Origin of the sequence: Thalassotalea sp. HSM 43 (genome assembly GCF_004752005.1) — a bacterium.
GTDB lineage: Bacteria > Pseudomonadota > Gammaproteobacteria > Enterobacterales > Alteromonadaceae > Thalassotalea_A.
The window spans coordinates 1,522,555-1,541,068 of sequence record NZ_CP038493.1; the positions used below are offsets into that span (position 1 = coordinate 1,522,555).

At 44.3% G+C, this 18,514-nt stretch carries 16 protein-coding genes; 7 read left to right on the forward strand and 9 right to left on the reverse strand.

The features are described 5' to 3' along the window. On the forward strand, positions 1–2,355 hold the full coding sequence (locus tag E2K93_RS06500) for a penicillin acylase family protein (protein WP_135438315.1): 2,355 nt from the start codon (positions 1–3) through the stop codon (positions 2,353–2,355). A 16-nt stretch (positions 2,356–2,371) separates the two neighbouring features. Here the strand turns inward: E2K93_RS06500 and E2K93_RS06505 are convergent, their stop codons facing one another. The 9 genes from E2K93_RS06505 to lptM form a co-directional block, all read right to left on the reverse strand. Further along, a complete protein-coding gene (locus E2K93_RS06505; protein ID WP_135438316.1) occupies positions 2,372–3,427 on the reverse strand; it encodes a M48 family metallopeptidase in 1,056 nt (351 codons plus the stop codon). Between the two features lie 2 nt (positions 3,428–3,429). After that, a complete protein-coding gene (locus E2K93_RS06510; protein WP_135438317.1) occupies positions 3,430–4,506 on the reverse strand; it encodes a YjgN family protein in 1,077 nt (358 codons plus the stop codon). A 166-nt stretch (positions 4,507–4,672) separates the two neighbouring features. Beyond that, the gene (gene uvrD, locus E2K93_RS06515) at positions 4,673–6,841 is read right to left on the reverse strand and encodes a DNA helicase II (RefSeq protein ID WP_135438318.1); all 2,169 of its coding nucleotides are present in this window, start codon (positions 6,839–6,841) and stop codon (positions 4,673–4,675) included. 147 nt (positions 6,842–6,988) lie between these two features. Further along, positions 6,989–8,503 carry a S10 family peptidase gene (locus E2K93_RS06520; RefSeq protein WP_135438319.1) on the reverse strand — a complete coding sequence of 505 codons (1,515 nt, stop codon included), beginning with the start codon at positions 8,501–8,503 and terminating at the stop codon, positions 6,989–6,991. Between the two features lie 141 nt (positions 8,504–8,644). After that, positions 8,645–9,358 (reverse strand): HAD-IA family hydrolase, encoded by a 714-nt coding sequence (locus tag E2K93_RS06525; protein WP_189637871.1) that lies wholly within the window; start codon positions 9,356–9,358, stop codon positions 8,645–8,647. 2 nt (positions 9,359–9,360) lie between these two features. After that, complete coding sequence (locus E2K93_RS06530; protein ID WP_228445523.1) at positions 9,361–10,068, reverse strand: DUF484 family protein; 708 nt, start codon at positions 10,066–10,068, stop codon at positions 9,361–9,363. 21 nt (positions 10,069–10,089) lie between these two features. Further along, on the reverse strand, positions 10,090–10,920 hold the full coding sequence (gene dapF, locus E2K93_RS06535) for a diaminopimelate epimerase (RefSeq protein WP_135438321.1): 831 nt from the start codon (positions 10,918–10,920) through the stop codon (positions 10,090–10,092). Between the two features lie 25 nt (positions 10,921–10,945). Next, entirely contained in the window at positions 10,946–12,193 is a 1,248-nt protein-coding gene (gene lysA / locus E2K93_RS06540) for a diaminopimelate decarboxylase (RefSeq protein WP_135438322.1), read from the reverse strand. A gap of 67 nt (positions 12,194–12,260) precedes the next feature. Then, the gene (gene lptM, locus E2K93_RS06545; RefSeq protein WP_135438323.1) at positions 12,261–12,407 is read right to left on the reverse strand and encodes an LPS translocon maturation chaperone LptM; all 147 of its coding nucleotides are present in this window, start codon (positions 12,405–12,407) and stop codon (positions 12,261–12,263) included. A gap of 162 nt (positions 12,408–12,569) precedes the next feature. On the opposite strand from lptM, the gene cyaY reads away from it, so the two are divergent. The 6 genes from cyaY to E2K93_RS06575 are packed head-to-tail and all read left to right on the forward strand — an operon-like array spanning position 12,570 to position 18,292. After that, positions 12,570–12,890 carry an iron donor protein CyaY gene (cyaY, locus tag E2K93_RS06550; protein WP_135438324.1) on the forward strand — a complete coding sequence of 107 codons (321 nt, stop codon included), beginning with the start codon at positions 12,570–12,572 and terminating at the stop codon, positions 12,888–12,890. A gap of 25 nt (positions 12,891–12,915) precedes the next feature. Beyond that, positions 12,916–13,845: a hydroxymethylbilane synthase gene (hemC, locus tag E2K93_RS06555; RefSeq protein WP_135438325.1), complete on the forward strand. Its 930-nt coding sequence runs from the start codon at positions 12,916–12,918 to the stop codon at positions 13,843–13,845. A gap of 55 nt (positions 13,846–13,900) precedes the next feature. Next, a complete protein-coding gene (locus E2K93_RS06560; protein WP_228445525.1) occupies positions 13,901–14,584 on the forward strand; it encodes a uroporphyrinogen-III synthase in 684 nt (227 codons plus the stop codon). A 1-nt stretch (position 14,585) separates the two neighbouring features. Continuing rightward, entirely contained in the window at positions 14,586–15,992 is a 1,407-nt protein-coding gene (locus tag E2K93_RS06565) for a uroporphyrinogen-III C-methyltransferase (protein ID WP_135438327.1), read from the forward strand. Further along, on the forward strand, positions 15,992–17,164 hold the full coding sequence (locus tag E2K93_RS06570; protein WP_135438328.1) for a heme biosynthesis HemY N-terminal domain-containing protein: 1,173 nt from the start codon (positions 15,992–15,994) through the stop codon (positions 17,162–17,164). The genes E2K93_RS06565 and E2K93_RS06570 overlap by 1 nt, the downstream gene beginning before the upstream one ends. Next, positions 17,165–18,292, forward strand: coding sequence for an MltA domain-containing protein (locus tag E2K93_RS06575; protein ID WP_135438329.1), 1,128 nt, complete (start codon positions 17,165–17,167; stop codon positions 18,290–18,292). Positions 18,293–18,514 lie beyond the last annotated feature (222 nt).

Genomic DNA, 18,514 nt, shown 5'->3' on the forward strand with positions numbered 1-18,514 from the left:
ATGAAAACCTTGTTAAAGTTACTGCTTGCGATGATGATCATGTTGGTCATTGTCATATACGGCACCTTATCAGGTTCGAACGTGAAACTTGACGGTATCGAATTAGTTAAAGGCGCAAAGCAGGACATTGAAATCCAATTTGATGCGGCGCAACGACCATTCGTTTACGCTGACTCTCTCGACGACGCCCTGTTTGCGCAGGGGTACTTGCATGCTGCCAATCGCCTTTGGCAAATGGAGATGTTTCGCCGTGCAGGCTCTGGTCGTCTAAGCGAACTGCTTGGTAAGGATATGATCGCCACCGACATCGAATTGTGGCGCCTTGGTATTCCTAAATTAGCACAAAAATTACAAGCCAACGCCAGTGATGTGATGCAACAGCGTGTGCAAGATTACATCAGCGGTATCAACAACTTTATTTATGCTAACCCAATTCTGCCACCCGAGTTTTTATTACTTGGCTCAAAGGTATCTCCATGGCAAGCGGAAGATGTCTATGCAGTCGGCGCGTTAATGGCATTTCAAAGCGGTAATAATTTTCGCAACGAGTTGTTGCGCATGGCCATATACAATGAAGTGCAACCCGAGCTTGCGCGGATGTTCCTTACTCATGACGGCAACAAGCAAGAATTCCCATATGTTATGCCGATCCCCGCAGCCAATCATAATATCGTAGATACGGTCGCCAGACTCGATAACACCGATGCCAACGAAAACCCTTTAATGCCAAGATTTGCTTTTGGCTCAAATGGCTGGGTGGTTAGCCCCGAGAAAACCGAAAATAAACGAGCATTATTTGCCTTTGATTCTCATGATTCCTTGGGCCTACCGAACTTATTTTATGAAGTGCATTTGTTTTTTAACCTCAATAACCAACCTCGACAAATACGGGGTTGGTCTGTAGCAGGGCTACCTGGGGTGATTAATGGCTTTAATGAACACATTGCTTGGGGCTTTACCAATATTGGTGATACCCAAGATGTATTTGTCGAAACTCCGCATCCAGAACAAGCCTTTACCTACAAAGACGGAGAAACTTGGTATAAAGCCGACACCGAGCAAGTCAGTATCAAGGTCAAAGGCGAGCAGAAGCCAACCAAGGTGACGTTAGTTAATACTTTAAACGGCGTGTTAATCGCCGAAAACCCGTCGTTGTCATTACGCTGGACCATACAAGATATTGGTGACAAAGGCTTAGACGCTATTTTGCAGTTTAACCTTGCTCGCAACTGGCAGGAATTTAACAAGGCCTTGGATCAGTTAGCCGCGCCATCGTTAAATGCCACGTATGCCGATACCAAGGGCAACATAGGTTTTCGTACCGCAGGTGTATTACCACTTAGAGGTGAAGGGGTCGGCTTAGTGCCACTCGCTGGCGACATCGCCGAAAATCGCTGGCAAGGCATGGTAAAAGAACAAGATATGCCACGTATTTATAACCCCAAAGCCGGATTTATTGCGGCCGCCAATGCGAGGGTTAACGCCGAAGGTCAAGGTGTCTTGGTATCCGCAGATAACGCCGCACCGTATCGCATCCAGCGTATACAATCGGTCTTGCAGGATAAACAGCAGCTCACCTTAACCGATATGCAAACACTGCAAGTTGATTACTTTGATACGCAAGCACAGTTATTGTTACCAACCATGCTTGCCGACCTCACGCCGAGGAAGTCTACTGCTCATATTGGCGCACAACGCTTATTAAAACGATGGCTAGAACAACCTACTGCCGATAAAGACAGTGGCGCCGCATTGGTGTTTCAGCTTTGGTATAAGCAACTCGCTAACGATTTATTAGCGAGTCGATTACCAAAACCGCTACTCAATAAAGTATTAAAGAAAAGTTATTTGGTAAATCACACTCTGGATCAATTGCTACTATCTGAGACAGAGCATTTATGGTGGCAAGATAAGCGCAAAAAGTTTGTATCTGATGCATTCACTACAGCGGTGAAAAGCCTGGTCAAAACACAGGGTCAAGATCCACTAAAGTGGCGTTTGGGTAATATGCATACCGTAAAGCTTAATCACGAATTAGGTAAAGCGATATCCGTTTTAGACCCTATGTTTAATTCTGACAGCCAGCCAATGTCCGGCTCAACCAGTACCGTTGGCCGAGCCAATTATGATTATTTAGGCGACCTTAAAGTCAAGCATGGTGCTACCGTCAGGGTTGTTGCCGAAATGGCTGATGACATTACCGTCAAATCAATCATGCCCGGTGGGCAAAGCGGTCATCCCATGTCAGCACATTATGATGATCAATTTACTCAATGGTTGAATGGCGAGTTGACGGTTATTGAAGAGCCTCAGCAACAAGCATCAATGAGCTTATTGCTTAAGGCATACAACTAATTTAATTCGCTAGACGCTAATGAGTTTGTTTTTCAGCGGCGCGTTTGGCCTTATTAATACGTTCGATTAACGCTGGGTGAGTACTGAAGTACTTGCCCAAGTTATCCTCATCAGCAGCATCGCCCTGTTGCTCAAATAAGCCTTGCATCGCCTTAGCAAAATCATCCGCCGAGCGATCCAGTCGGTCTAGTCCTTCAAGGGCAAAGTCATCGGCTTCAGCTTCTAAGTCACGAGAAAAGTTATTCTGAATTACCGTTAATGCGGTACCCGAGAATAATTCAGCCATGCCTTGTAGATCACCAAAGAAATACGATAACAACAAAGTGGTCGCTAACGATTCAGCCATCGCTTGCATACCATGACGATGTTCAACATGAGCAATTTCATGCAGCAATATCGCCGAGATAACTTGCGGTTGTTCTGCAAATAAATTAACCAAGTCATCAGTAACAACGATGGTGCCACCAGGTAAAGCAAAGGCATTTGCACCAAACGCTTCACTTTTGTAAAAGCGCAAATCATAAGGGTATTGATTGAGTTGCAATCGCTGCAACATATAATCAAAATCATCGTTTATAAGCCGCTGTGTTTGCTCGCTGATTTCAGTTTCATCAAGAACGTGTTCGGCAATAAACTCTATCGATTCTTGGTCAACATTGTGCAAGAACGACACCGGTAAAATATGCGCCACTGAACGCGCTGCACCCGGTACCACAACATTTATCAACAGATAAAATAATATCGGCACCAAAACAAGCGCCGGCAGCCAATATCGCTTGCTACGTTCGAGTTTATCAACCAGGTGAAATACGCTGTTTTTTTGCTCGAGTAAAAAACGGCACACCGGATCGTCTCTATCCAAGCTAATGTGATTGCCATCACTCAACAGCACATCACAAGGAATGCTGCCAAGCGGCTCCGACACCTTCAGGTTTTGATATTCGCTTTGATAAATCGTCTCGCTATTGTCCGTATCTAAGATCACTAATTGCTCATTTTCGATGCGTACCTTAACGTCGCGCACAGCATCCTGTCCGCGACTCATTAATTTACCGTTGCCGTGTAATTGCATAGTTAACCTAACGCAACATCAACATCAAAAACATTGGCAACTTCATCACCAATAGCGGTGGTTTGCTCGCCAATTTCATCAATGACTTCGCTACGGTTATCTACCGCCATGACGCCGGTGTTATCGACGGCATAGTTAACCATACGGATTTTGGTCCAAGGATAAGCCAAGCCAAAGCTACAGATTAACGCAATGATATTGGTTAGATAGATATAGCACAGGCCATTAAAGCTAAAGGTAGAGCCAAAGTTAGCAACGCCTTGCAAGAAGGTACTTTCAAAAATATGGTTGCGTACACGAGCCTTATAGAAGGCACGCACAATGGTAAACGCCAACAGGTATACGGCAAACGTCGCAAACGTCATGATATTCATCGCTTGCTCGCTGACACTGGCATCTGGTGCCACGGTGCTAACCACAAACATTGCCACAGCAAAAATGATGGCAAATAAAATACCCGAGATAAAACTGGCGACAAAATATATTTCGCCAGACAATTCGGTACTAAATGCTTTGTTGCCGTATTTGGTGTTATTGACTATGTATTGATCCATATTCTTCAATACCCACGGCATGGCCAGATACAAGGTAAATATCGACGCAAATGGCAACACCACACAATACAGCAAGGTTTGCCAATAGGTGCCGGTGTAATCGAAACGCACATTACGATAACTGGTCATGCGCATTTTAAAACGCAAACTTGAGCAAATTAGAAACGGCGTTAAAAACACCATCACCGCCATAAAACCAAACATAAATTCAGGTGACTGCATGCTTAGCCAGTAATACGCGGCGAACAAGATCACCGCCAGTATGCGCCCTTTAAGGATCTGCATTGGCTCAGCTAAATAGTTAAAACGATGACCGTCTAGTTCGGTGCTACCATACAGGTAACGAAAGGTGCGAACTTTGGCCCAAGCAGAATATATCCCCAAAGTAATAATACTGAGCAGGACATTGACGATCCAAATGCCGAAAAATTCTTTTGATTTGCCGTGAAAACGAAAGTCCACCGGTGACAGGCTCATTAACGCAGGTGACGAAGACTCAGTCTCGTCCTTGTGTTCGTGTTCCATATTTTATCCTTGTTTTAAAACCTAATTATTATTATTCCTAGTGAGATCAGAATGCCAATAAATAGAGTCCTGATCCATCAGAGGCTCATTATGTTAATAAAACAATAAGGATTGCAAGTGGGTAACAACAAAGGCTAAACACGGCTAGGTGCTTAGCCCTAATTTACTATATCGCTTGTAGGTTTGCGTAGGCGACAACCAACCATTTACTGCCCGATTGCTCAAAGTTAACCTGCACTCGAGCTTGCTTACCGGCGCCTTCAAAATTTAATACCACGCCTTCACCAAACTTGTTGTGCATTACACGTTGACCAAGTTTAAAACCGGTATTTTCAAATGTTTCTAAGCTAATGGTATTGCTAAAACGGCCGGTGGTTTTCGGCTTACTGACTTGGTTGCGCATGCGAATTTCTTGCAGAAATTGATCCGGTATTTCTTTTAAGAATCGACTTTGGCGATGATACTTTTCTTGACCGTATAAGCGACGTGTTTCGGCATGGGTTAAAAACAGCTTTTGCATGGCTCGGGTCATCCCGACATAACATAAACGACGCTCTTCCTCGAGACGGACAATGTCTTCAGCCGATTGCTGCGACGGAAACATGCCCTCTTCCATGCCCACCATAAACACCATTGGAAACTCCAAGCCTTTGGCGGAGTGTAAAGTCATTAGTTGCACCGCGGCTTCGTATTCATCGGCTTGCGACTCACCCGCTTCCAACGCTGCATGGGTTAAAAACGCTGTTAAAGGCGTCATGTCTTCAACCTCATCGTTCACCTCAAATGTTGAGCAAGCGGTCACCAGCTCATTAAGGTTTTCGATACGCGCGGCAGCACGTTCACCTTTTTCCGCCTGATACATCGCATGCAAACCAGTATGGTGAATGACTTTTTTCGCCTGTTCATCAAGGTTAAGCTCGATAATGTCATCTTCAAGTTGGTCAATTAACTCAACAAAGCCTTGTACGGCGTTTTTTGCTCGACCACTTAATTCATCGTGTTTCAACAAATGGCGACAGGCATCCCAGAGCGTCGCACCATGACTGCGCGCCGCATCACGAATGTAAGTCAACGCCTTATTACCAATGCCGCGGGTTGGGGTGTTAATAATTCGCTCAAATGAGGCATCGTCATTACGATTGTTGATCAGTCGCAGATAGGCCAATGCATCTTTGATTTCTTGGCGTTCGAAGAAGCGCAAACCGCCGTAAATGCGATATGGGATCTGCCCCTGCAATAATGCTTCTTCAAGTAAGCGTGATTGCGCATTTGAACGATACAGCAAGGCGACGTCATCTAGACTATTGCCCTCTTCAACCCATTGCTTTATGCGTGAAGCAACAAATCGAGCTTCATCTAATTCATTAAAAGCGGTGTACACAGAAATGGCTTCACCATCAACACCGTCGGTCCACAAGTCTTTGCCTAAGCGATTGTTATTGTTATCGATTAGTGCATTAGCGGCATTAAGAATGTTTTTTGTTGAACGATAATTTTGCTCAAGGCGTATGGTTTCGGCGTCAAAGTCTTTGCTGAAGCTTTGGATGTTCTCAATACGAGCGCCACGCCAACCGTAAATGGATTGGTCATCATCACCAACTATCATCATGTTGCCATGTTTTTGCCCGAGCAAACTTAACCAGGCATATTGAATGGCATTGGTATCTTGGAATTCGTCGACTAAGATGCGAGTGAATCGTTGTTGATAATGCTCAAGTAGGATTGGGTTATTTAGCCATAACTCATGAGCGCGTAATAGTAACTCAGCGAAATCAACTAAACCGGCGCGATCACAGGTCTCTTGATACACTTGATAAATCTTAATGTAGGTGGCTTCTGTTGGATCATATTGGTTATCAATGTGCTTAGGACGTAAGCCTTCATCTTTTTTACCATTGATGTACCACATCGCTTGTTTCGCCGGCCACTTCTTCTCATCAAGCTGTAACGAACGAATCACTCGCTTAATTAGTCTCAGCTGATCATCTGAATCAAGTACCTGAAAACTTTGTGGTAATTTTGCTTCTTGAAAGTGCATGCGCAATAAACGATGAGCCAAACCATGGAAAGTACCAACCCACATGCCATGAACATTACCGCCAACCGCTTGCTCAACACGACCACGCATTTCTGCTGCAGCTTTGTTGGTAAAGGTTACCGCCAATATACTGTGTGCCGATACGTCTTCGACTTGCATTAACCAAGCGATACGATGCACTAATACTCGAGTTTTACCCGACCCGGCACCGGCCAATACCAATAAGTTTTTACTCGGTGCAGCAACCGCTTCACGTTGCTTATCATTTAACGAATCGAGGAGTTCTGATACATCCATAGTGCTGATATTTTGCCAATGCCAATAAGATTTTGCTTTAGTATAACGCAGTCACTGTATGTAAAAACAGTAAAAAATAAAAAATCATTAAAAAGGGGAGCTAGTGCTCCCCTTTTACTGTTTTATTAGGCTGCAAACCATGGCCATTTAGTACTTAGCGGCCTGCTCCTTCGCTGGAATGGAGTCTTTAATAAATTGACGTAAGTCGTCATTAGATTGCTTCAAGTCATCATGACGCAAGTACATCATGTGACCGCTGCGGTAGCCTTTAAAGCTCAAGCGTTGTTTCATCTTAGAACTTGGGTCGAGCTGCCACATGGTGTATTTGGCATCAAAGTAATTGGTCGCGCCATCGTAATAGCCAGCTTGCACCATAACATTTAGATATGGGTTTTGTGCCATCGCTTGGCGCAAGTTTTCACCGGTATTATTGTTGTTACGATCCCAAGGGTGAACATTACCAAACATATTGTATTTAACGTCGGTTTTATAGTTCAATTCTTCGCGGATATAGTAATTAATTGCCGGCGTAAATGAGTGCAACCATGAAGTCAGCTCGGCGTTGTAATCTGGGCTGTCACCAACATCTTTCTTATCGATACCCAAGTAACGAGAATCAAGTCGGCCAACGGTTTGACCACGATCGCGCAATAACTCTTTCCAGAAAAAGCGAGTATCGACATCTAAGTTAGAGCGCAATACCACTTGCTCACTTAGACCGGCGTATTCGGCAACTTTTGCGGCAATACGCGCTTTATGCTCAGGCGAGATAAAACCGCCCATCGCCAATGCCGGTAAATATTCATTAATGGTGAAGTCTTCAACTTCAGGTAAGAACTCCAATAAGTCCATGTTTTGATACTTGTCAGCTAGGGCTTTGTGATACCACGCCGTTGCCGCAAAGTAAGGTAAACGGTTTGCTGCTTTGACCGGACCTTTACGGTCGATACCAATGTCAGTCGGTGATACCAACACCACACCGTTTAAGTACATCCATTGGCGATTCTGCAGCTCTAGTGCCAAACCAGATACACGAGTTGTACCATAGCTTTCACCAATCAGATATTTAGGTGAGCGCCAGCGATTGTTGCGGGTAACAAAGGTATTTACCCAGTCCGCCAAATATTTAACATCGGCATTAACGCCAAAGAACATTTTCTGTTGTTCTTCTTTTGACGGCATTTTACCGTCTTTATTTGGTAGCACGCGCGAATAGCCGGTATTAACTGGGTTCACAAAGACGATATCGGCAGTATCTAGCACTGAATATGGGTTGGTTTTCACCCCATACGGTTGTAACGGATAACCTTCATCATCGACATTTAACACGCGAGGACCGGTATATGCGACGTGCATCCATACCGACGCTGAGCCTGGACCACCATTAAAAGAGATTAATAAAGGTCTTGATGCTCTGTCTTTGACGTCATCACGTTGATAATAGGTGTAGTACAAGGTGGCAACAGCGTCACCGTTGTCATTCCATACCGGTTGGGTACCTGTGGTTGCGGTGTACTCAAAACGCTCACCATTAACCTTGGTTTTATGTTCACTAACAACACTTGAGTCGATATCAATTTTACGACCAAAATCTTGGTCTGCGGCAATTGATGCATGACTAACAAGGGCCATTACAGTAAAAATTAGGCTTGTTATTTTCATTTAATTATCTGATTTTGTATGCAAAGAGTAATCAAACCATTAAAAATCGTTTGCCTTCAAGGCGCAACATAAATTGGTTGATTGACCGGAATTATAGGTTAAATGGAAGTATAGCTGTAGATAAGGTGAGCAATTGGCGAATTAATAAAACATCGCCAGCTGTTCAACATGGTCAAATTCGGCATTTGGTAACACTTTCAATGGCTTCTTACGAATGCCAAATTCATCGTTGTTGATCCAAATTGTTTGGCAACCCGCTGACAGCGCACCGTAAATATCGGCATGAGTGCAATCACCAATATGCAGCAAATCTTTGCGTTCAATCGACAAAGCTTGACTCGCCTGCTCAAACATATCCGCTTCTGGTTTTTGCAAATTACCGTCACCGGCAAAAAAGCTGTGACTGAAATAGTCACTGATACCGATTTCTTCGATACTGACATTACCGTTTGAGATGGCCACTAATGGGTACTTTTCGCTTAAGCCTTGCAACAGTGCTTTTACTCGATCTGGCACTTGCAAATTATTACGATGACTTAAAAAGTAATCAAACGCATTTTGCGCTTTTTGCTTTGCCTCTAGCTCACTATAACCAAGGGCTTCAATACCCGCTTGCATACAGGCTAAGCGCAGCGCAGTGACGTCGTGACATAACTCAGGCTGATTGGTTAAACAGACGTTCCGATGTTGCCACCAAAACTCTCGGCCCAAATTGGCACACTCTGGCGCAATCTGTTGCAAATGTGACTGCAATTCAGCCTCAGCTTTGGTTATGACAGGATGGTTGTCATAAAGGGTGTCATCTAAATCAAAGCTAATCGCCTTGAACGATGACAACCTTTTGTAGAATCGCACCGTTATAAACCTACTTTTAATAACTGTTGTATTAATAGTTTAGCAATCAATGTGCGAAATTGGTTTAATAACAGGGTATCCATTGTTGGATGAAAATGTTCGGCATCTTGTGAGCTGATGGCGATAAAACCAAGCACCTTTTCACGCTCGGTTAATTTCACCAATACCACTGAGCCGACGTCTGTTGATGCAAACAGGCTCTCTTGTTCTGATTTTTGGATACGACCAAAGTAATATTCTTTATCACCAAGGCGATTTTCAAGAATTTCAGAGCAGTCGGTTTTAACGATAGTTGGATGACCAATTTCGAAATCTTTGTTGGTCAAATACAGTTTAAAGCCAGCAAGATTAAGTAGTTGCGTCGTGGTTAATTGCAGTTTACTGAGAAAGTCAGACAAATCTGGGCTTTCAATCAAGCTCAAATACAAGTCGTTATAGACCGTGAATAATTGCTCGTTGTAATTGGCAACCGTCAACAATTGGGTAATTTCTTCTTCTAACGCATGAATTTTTTGGCGCTGAATTTGTTGTTGGCGCTCGACTAATGAGACCACGCCACGCTTGTTATCGCTGAAACGAATTGACGCCAGCAATTGCGGATTACGTGCGAAAAAATCTGGGTTATCTTGTAAGTAAGTGGCGATCAACTCATCATTAAGCAGTTGGGTTTCTTCGTTCACATTGATATCAGTATTATTGTTGTTATTCAAAATGGTATCCAAGATTCAGTTTTAAAGATGTAAATGGCCGTCAAAAACATGATCTGCAGGACCGGTCATTTTTACCGGGTGGCCTGGGCCTTTCCAGAATATTTTAAGTTTGCCACCTGGCAGTTCAACGGTCACGTTATTAGCAAGTTTCTTTTGCGTTATGCCAACAACGACAGCACCACATGCACCACTACCACAGGCTAAAGTCTCTGCCGCACCACGTTCGTATACGCGCAATTTAATGTGCTTTGGTGAGACAACTTCCATGAAACCAATATTCGCGCCTTCGGGGAATCGTTCATGCACGGCTAACTCCGCACCTAAGGTGTCAACCGGCGCATCTTGCACCGAATCGACGGTAAGTACGCAATGAGGGTTGCCCATAGAAACAGTGCCGCATAATACGGTTTGCTGCTCTGTGCGAATAATATAAGTGCCTTCAACTTTTTGCGCATTGAAGGGGATTTTTGCCGGCTCGAGCTCTGGCACAGGCATGGTCACCGTCACTTGCCCATCACGCTCAATGTGCAAGGTCATTTTACCGGAAGCGGTTGATACTTTGACTTTGTTTTTATTGGTTAGGCCTTTCATTTTCACGAAGCGGGCAAAACAACGGGCACCGTTACCACATTGATTCACTTCACTGCCATCGGCATTATAAATGCGATAATGAAAGTCTAAATCCGGGTCATATGGTGGCTCTACAATCAACAGCTGATCAAAGCCTACGCCAAAATTGCGATCCGCCAGACGGCGAATTTGCTCATTCGACAAAAAGATGTTTTGGGTAACGTTATCCAATACTAAGAAGTCGTTACCTAAACCGTGCATTTTAGAAAAATTCATTAACATGTAAAGGTCTACTCGTCAGCTTGCTCTATGGCAAGACCTGTTCACCCATCCAAAGGGACTCAATGCTTTCTCGTTGGCGAATCAAGTGATGTTGATCACCGTCAACCATGACTTCAGCCACGCGCGGACGAGAATTATAATTCGAGCTCATGGTAAAACCATAAGCACCAGCGCTGCGAACAGCAAGCAGATCGCCGGCAGAAATTGCCAAGCTACGCTCTTTACCAAGAAAATCACCGGTTTCACAAACCGGACCAACCACATCATACAATTTTTCTTCTACCGAGTGATTGTATTGTACTGGCACGATTTCCTGCCACGCCTGATATAACGAAGGACGTATTAAATCATTCATCGCACCATCGACGATAGCAAAATGTTTGTCTTCATTGGTTTTTAAAAATTCAACTTCGGTAACCAGAATGCCGGCATTGGCCATAATTGCTCGTCCTGGTTCATAAATAAGCTGCAAATCATAGCCTTGCATTTTATCAGCAATGGCTTTGGCATATTCACTCGGATGTGGCGGAGTTTCACCTTGATAAGGCACACCTAAACCACCACCAACATCAAGATGGCTTAATTTAATACCATGCTGCGCTAGGCTATCAACCAATAACAACACTCTATCAAGTGCATCAAGGAATGGCTGTACTTCGGTAAGTTGCGAACCAATATGGCAATCTACACCTTTGATAACTAAATGTGGCATCGCCGCAGCTTTTTGATAGACCTCGATGGCAGAGTCAATGGCAATACCAAACTTGTTGTCTTTTAAGCCTGTCGAGATATACGGGTGTGTGCCGGCATCGACATCTGGATTAACGCGCAATGAAATTGGCGCTTTTAAACCCATTTTCCCGGCAACGTCATTAATGCGAGATAATTCAGCTTCCGATTCTACATTGAAGCAATGGATGCCCTTTTCTAATGCATAGGCTATTTCATCGGCTTTTTTACCAACACCTGAAAACACCACTTTAGCGGGATCGCCGCCAGCTTGTATGACGCGCGCCAACTCACCTTTAGAGACGATATCAAAACCGCTTCCTAAACGAGCTAACACATTTAGAATGGCAATATTGGAGCTGGCTTTTACCGCATAGCAAATTAAGTGTTCTGTTGCCGCAGCAGCTTGATCAAAGGCATGCCAATGACGCTCTATCGTTGCTCGAGAATAGACATATAAGGGAGTTTGATATTTGGCGGCCAAGTCTTTGACTGAACATTGTTCCGCATACAAAACATCGTCTTGACGATTGAAAAAATCCACGCTTTAAATCCTGAAAATTGACTGCTTGTGATAACTGTTTAGAGCCGACGTGTATGTCACAAAATCGTTAGGATTTTGCTTCCGGCTGCTCTTGTTCTTGCGGTTTATTGCTCGCTTCTGGCTGTTCTTCATACAATGGCCCTTTCTGGCCACAAGCCGCCAAGGTAAATGTAAGCGAGGTTAATACAATAACTAACAGTTTTTTATTAAGCATTTTATTGATCGCATTGATGAGATAATAGCATTATAATCGCACTTAACCGCTAAAATACCAAGCCAAAAAAGCGTTAAAAATTGTGATTTTAGCGTTCAATTACCAAATTAATCATTGGTATAATGAAAATATGTCCGACTTGACAATAAATAAGGTTTCCAGATGAACGACAGCCAGTACAACCTAATGGCCGATGAACTCTTGCTCGCGGTAGAAGAAGCCATAGATGAATGTGATCATGATATCGATTACGAGTCTGCCGGTGGGCTGTTAACTTTAGCCTTTGTAAATGGCACAAAAATTATCATTAACAAACAAGCACCGCTGCATGAAATTTGGGTCGCAACCAAATTTAATGGTCACCATTTTGCTTATACTGACGAGCAATGGGTAGACAAACGTGGCGGTGACGAATTCTGGCAATTCCTATCAAACGCGGTCAGCGTTCAGGCGGATGCAACCATCACTCTGGCTGCGCAATAATTGCCACAACATAAAGACCAAGGTCATGACTGAACAAACGTTAAAAATTGCCACTCGTAAAAGTGCTTTAGCCATGTGGCAGGCAGAATATGTAAAAGCACGACTGGAACACTTTCACCCAGAGCTTACCGTTGAGCTATTGCCTATGGTGACCAAGGGCGACATCATTCTTGACTCGCCACTGTCGAAAGTGGGCGGCAAAGGCCTGTTCGTCAAAGAACTCGAAGTGGCCATGCTCGAAGGCCGTGCCGACATTGCCGTGCATTCTATGAAAGATGTACCGGTTGAGTTCCCGGACGGTTTGGGCCTGCACGTTATCTGTGAACGTGAAGATCCACGTGATGCTTTTGTGTCTAACAGCATCAACAGTTTTGCCGAGCTTCCACAAGGTGCCGTCGTTGGTACCTCAAGTTTGCGTCGCCAGTGCCAAATCAAAGCCATGCGCCCAGATCTGCAAGTGCGCGATCTACGCGGTAACGTAAATACCCGCTTAGCAAAGCTTGATGATGGCCAATATGATGCCATCATTCTTGCCGCAGCCGGTTTAATTCGCTTGGAGATGCCAGAGCGCATCCGTGAGTTTATTGAACCAGAAGTGATGTTACCTGCCAATGGTCAAGGTGCCGTTGGTATCGAATGTCGTAACCAAGATGAACGCGTCAAAGCGTTGTTGGCACCACTTGAGCACAGTGAAACGCGTCATCGCGTTATTGCCGAGCGCGCCATGAATAGAAAGCTTCAAGGTGGTTGTCAGGTGCCGATTGGCAGTTACGCGACGATAGACGGCGAGCAATTGTATTTGCGCGGCCTTGTCGGCGCCACTGACGGTAGCACGATTTTACACGATGAAATATCGGGTCATATCGAACAAGGCGAAGTATTAGGCCAACAATTGGCGCAACGTCTGCTTGATAAAGGCGCTGAGAAAATCCTCAAGCAGGTTTATGGCGACTAACCCGCTTAATATCCTGCTTACCAGGCCTCAACCCAAATCTCAGGAGCTAGCGACTGTGCTAGCTCCGATCGCCAACCTCATCGAAATTTGCCCTTTATTTGAATACGCTGCGTCTGCGCAGGCGTTATCTGATCACAGCCAGTTTAGTGACATCGCCGCTGACATTATTATTTTTGTCAGCCCTGCGGCGGTTGAGTTTGCCTTAAAAACCATAACCATTGAGATGCTGAGCAGCACACAGGTATTTGCCGTCGGTCAAGCAACCGCCACACGATTGCAGCACCGTGGTCTTAGTAATATTAGCGTGCCTGAGCGAGAAACCAGTGAAGGTTTACTGCAGCTTGTAACATTGCAACACGTTAAAGATAAACGGGTTATCATTGTGCGTGGTAATGGTGGTCGAGAGCATCTTGCGCAAGAGTTGACTAATCGCGGCGCAATTGTCACCTATAATGAAGTATATAAACGCCAATGGTTGCCGCTAAATGCAGAGCAAACCATTGAAAAATGGCGAAAACAACAAATTAATTGTATTGTAGTGACATCCACTCAAATTCTTGAAAAGCTGTTTGCGCTCATTGATGATTTGCACTTTGCCAATCAATGTACCTGGTTGGTAGTCAGTGAACGCACACGACAAAATGCCCATGCCCTTGGTTTAACCAAGGTCATCAATTGCCAGGGAGCAAGTCATCAACACATTCTGGCGAGCATAAAAGCACAGTTAATGGAAAACTAGCATGACTGAAAAAGACGACAAAAAGCAGCCTACAGCCGATAACAAACAACAAAATAAGACGGTTAGCGCAGCAGACGCGGCGAAAATAGCAGCACAGGCAAAATCAAACCTGAGCAGCAATGCCGATGCAAAACCTGCTGAACAGGCGAGCCCGAAAGCTGCCGATAAAACAACGGCGAAAGAGGCCAGCAAAGCAAGCGAGAAACCCGCTGCAAAAGCAACGGAGCAAGCTGTTAGCGCAGGCAGCGCAGGCAAAACAAAAGTAACATCGCCGCCAGTTAAAAAACCACCGACTCGACCTACAACAAGCAATAGCAATGCTGGCAAGCCAGGCATTTCCAAAACCGCAGTATTAGCCTTATTACTCGCCATTGGCGCCGGTGCAGCGGTTGGCTATTTATATCAATATCAAAACACCACATTGGCGCAACAAGGCCAACAACTGAATCAACAAACCAAACAAAGTTTGGCTGAATTGGATCAGCACCTGCAAAAACAAATTTCCGATTTACAAAGCACACAGCAAAAGCGTGTCAGCGAAGTCATTGAGCAATTTGAACAACGCAATAAAAGTAAAATTGCCGAGCTTGAAGGCGAAATAAAACAACTGCTTGAGCGTCAACCACAAAACTGGCAGATAACCGAAGCAGAGTATTTAACTCGCATGGCTGGACGCGTGCTTTGGTTAGAGAAAGATACACAAACGGCAATCAGTCTTTTACACGATGCCGATGCCCGTATTAAAGAATTAAAAGACCCACGACTACTGGCTATTCGTGAGATGATCCATCAAGACATTGAATCACTGAAAACATTACCTAAGTTAGAGCGCCAAGACATTATTTTGTCGCTTATGGCGCTCAGTCAACAAGTCGACAAATTGCCTTTATCCTCCGTGCAAATCCCGGAGCCAATTGAAGTGACCGAAAGTAACGCACTGAGTGAAGACATTGGCGACTGGAAACAAAACTTGGCCAAATCATGGCGCAAATTCAAAGACGAATTTATAACGGTGCGCTATCGCACAGCAAACGTCGAACCTTTAATGGCCCCAGATCAAGAGCAAAACTTACTGCAAAATATGCGTCTTAAGTTTCAACTGGCACAGTGGGCAGTAAGCAAGGGTGAAAGCGAGCTATACGTTGAAAGCATGAACGATATTAGCCAATGGCTAAACGATTATTTTGATATGACTGAGGCTGCGACGCAGAAGTTTAATATGCGTTTGTCCCAGCTGCGTATAAAGCCGGTTGATGTTGAATACCCTCAGCAAATGCAATCGCAACAAGCGTTACGCAAAATGCTTGATAATAAAAGCTATGATCAACGACCGCCAACAAAGTCGCCAAGCCAACCAAAGGATGAACCGAAAGATAACGCGTCGGAGACAACAGAGGGTAACGTTTAATGAAAAAAACTCTGTTAGTTATCGCGGTATTGATTAGTATCGCTATAGCGCCTTTTCTTATTGACGAAAAAGGCTACATACTGATCGCCATGGGCGACCTAACCTTAGAAATGACGGTTGTAAGTGCCTTGCTGATGTTAGTCATCGCCGGCTTTATAGGTATCTTGATATATTGGATGGTGCGCCTTGGATTTCGCCTAACCTCTAGCACTTGGCGCAAAATGTTGTTTGCCAGTAAAGCCAGAGCCAAACGGGAATTTCAACAAGGTTTGGGGGCATTTTTGCTTGGTGATTACCAGCGTGCAGAAAAGCTATTGGCCAGCAGCGCCGAAAACAGCGAACTCAGCAACAGCGCTTGGTTGCTCGCGGCAAAAGCCAGTCACCAAATTGGCGACAGCGCCAGCACGCAAAACTTTCTGCAATTGGTTGATGAGCATCCAGCGGCCAAACAAAACTTTAGTTTTGAAACCCTATTACTCGCCGCTCGATTGCAAATGCAAACTGGTCATTTAGATAAAGCCCGTCGTTTACTTGATGATCATCACACCTTAATTGGCCATGACGCGCGATTAATAGCCCTAGATTGCGAAGTGAATATCGACTTAGATAAATATGATGCTGCCATCGAAGGCCTTAAACGTTTACGTAAACAAAAAAATGCTGATGCCGATGTATTATATACGCTAGAGTTTGACGCCTACCGTGGCCTATACCAACAGCTGGCACGCAGCAAAAGCATCGATGCGGTTGGTAAGCATTACAAAGGTCTGTCTCGTAAAGAGAAGCAAAGCGAAGGCCTTATTATCGCCTACGCCGACACATTAATGGCCAATGGCTTGACCGAAAACTTTGAGAACTTGGTTTTGCCACGCATTAATGCCAAGTCATCAGCAAGCTTTATCAATGCCGTTAAGCAGTTACCGATAAGTCATGCGCAACATATTATTGACGCCATTCAAAAAATACTGCAAAAAGACCCGCAAAATATCATGTGGTTGAGTGCCTTGGCGCATATTTGTTATGCCGACAATCAAACGGAAAAATCCCACAAAGCCTTTATCAGTTTGTTTAAAATTGAAAAGCACAAGGATGACTTACTAACCTACGCACACCTACTAGAAGACATGGGTGAATACCAACAAGCAAACCGGGTTTATCAGGAAATCGTATAAGTGTTAAAGTTTTTCGCAACGGCACTGTGTCTATTCAGTGCCAGCTGTTTTGCCAGCTCCGCCAAGTTTGTCTTAGAAGCGAATCCACAGCTTGGACAAATGCAACTGCAAAAAACCAGTGACCTGTGTTACGTCGCTGAAAACACCCACAAATACCTCAGCGATCCGCAGCTAAGTCAGACCGACAAGCAAGCTATTCAAGCCGGTAAGGTGTTTGATAAAAGCATCACGCTGGATAGAGTTAAGCAAACCTTAACGTTTCTCTGTAAGGTCTACCGCGAAGACGTGCGAGCAAACAGACAAAGCCGTTTACACGACAGTGACTTTGTAAAACAGCACTTTGATTTTTATCGCTGGTACCCAGACAAACTCAAAGCTGACAGCATTGCCGACAACAGCAGCAATGAAGTCAAACAAAGACTCTTAAAACAAATCCCAGATGAAAAGCTGTTTATCACCAAATACTATACCAAGCGATTACAGGCCAGCACGGTAAAAACAGCGCAGCATAATCAAGCCTTGTATGCATTACCCTTTGATGAGCAAGGGATGACTAAAGAGCAAGCGTTAGAAAAGAAAAACTCACTGACCCGCTTCAAATATACCCGTCAAGACATCATCAACGGTGCCTTAGACAAACAAAATTTAGCCAAGCCATTGGTATGGCTAAGCGAAGACGCCTTGCATGACGTGTTACTGCAAGGCACGGGTGTACTCGATGTCGATGGCAAAATCCGCTATTTCAATGTTCATCGTAACAATGGTATTAGCTATGATTATGCGCTAGGGAAAACCGAACAAAAACGTTATTGGTACTTTGCAGAAGTGCCGGGCATCATGGGCTATGGAGAGCAAATTGAGCAAAAAATCGCGGTTCGCCCACACGTTACCTTTGCAGGCAACGTCAACGATTTAGGCTTAGGCAAGCTTATTATGATCAGCTACCCGCTCAACCAACAACAGACCAGTCAATTGGCGATATTAGCCGATACCGGTGGCGCCTTTGATAACAACTTATTCCAACTCGACTTGTTGGTAGACAGTTACTTTGGTTGGCAAGATTACCACGCCGCCAACAAGCACCTACCGGATTACGCAAACGCTTGGATCATGCTGCTTAAGCAATAGTCTTTAATAAACACCGGCATCAATTAATATTCTAGCTATTTAAAGTGTTCAAACTATCTTGTTTTGACCGTCGAAAAAGCCGCCAAAGCGGTCACTGTAGAAAATGCATCGAACATTAACTTTGTGCAAGAAACAACTATACGTTTAGTTGTCTTTATTTTTAATTTGTTCTACTCAGCAGACGTTAGCATTATATTAGGGGGTAATATGAAAAAATAACGA

Coding starts and splice junctions, on each gene's coding strand:
- E2K93_RS06500 (WP_135438315.1), top strand. CDS start 1: ATGAAAACCTTGTTAAAGTTACTGCTTGCGATGATGATCATGTTGGTC.
- E2K93_RS06505 (WP_135438316.1), bottom strand. CDS start 3,427: ATGCAATTACACGGCAACGGTAAATTAATGAGTCGCGGACAGGATGCT.
- E2K93_RS06510 (WP_135438317.1), bottom strand. CDS start 4,506: ATGGAACACGAACACAAGGACGAGACTGAGTCTTCGTCACCTGCGTTA.
- uvrD (WP_135438318.1), bottom strand. CDS start 6,841: ATGGATGTATCAGAACTCCTCGATTCGTTAAATGATAAGCAACGTGAA.
- E2K93_RS06520 (WP_135438319.1), bottom strand. CDS start 8,503: ATGAAAATAACAAGCCTAATTTTTACTGTAATGGCCCTTGTTAGTCAT.
- dapF (WP_135438321.1), bottom strand. CDS start 10,920: ATGTTAATGAATTTTTCTAAAATGCACGGTTTAGGTAACGACTTCTTA.
- lptM (WP_135438323.1), bottom strand. CDS start 12,407: ATGCTTAATAAAAAACTGTTAGTTATTGTATTAACCTCGCTTACATTT.
- cyaY (WP_135438324.1), top strand. CDS start 12,570: ATGAACGACAGCCAGTACAACCTAATGGCCGATGAACTCTTGCTCGCG.
- hemC (WP_135438325.1), top strand. CDS start 12,916: ATGACTGAACAAACGTTAAAAATTGCCACTCGTAAAAGTGCTTTAGCC.
- E2K93_RS06565 (WP_135438327.1), top strand. CDS start 14,586: ATGACTGAAAAAGACGACAAAAAGCAGCCTACAGCCGATAACAAACAA.
- E2K93_RS06570 (WP_135438328.1), top strand. CDS start 15,992: ATGAAAAAAACTCTGTTAGTTATCGCGGTATTGATTAGTATCGCTATA.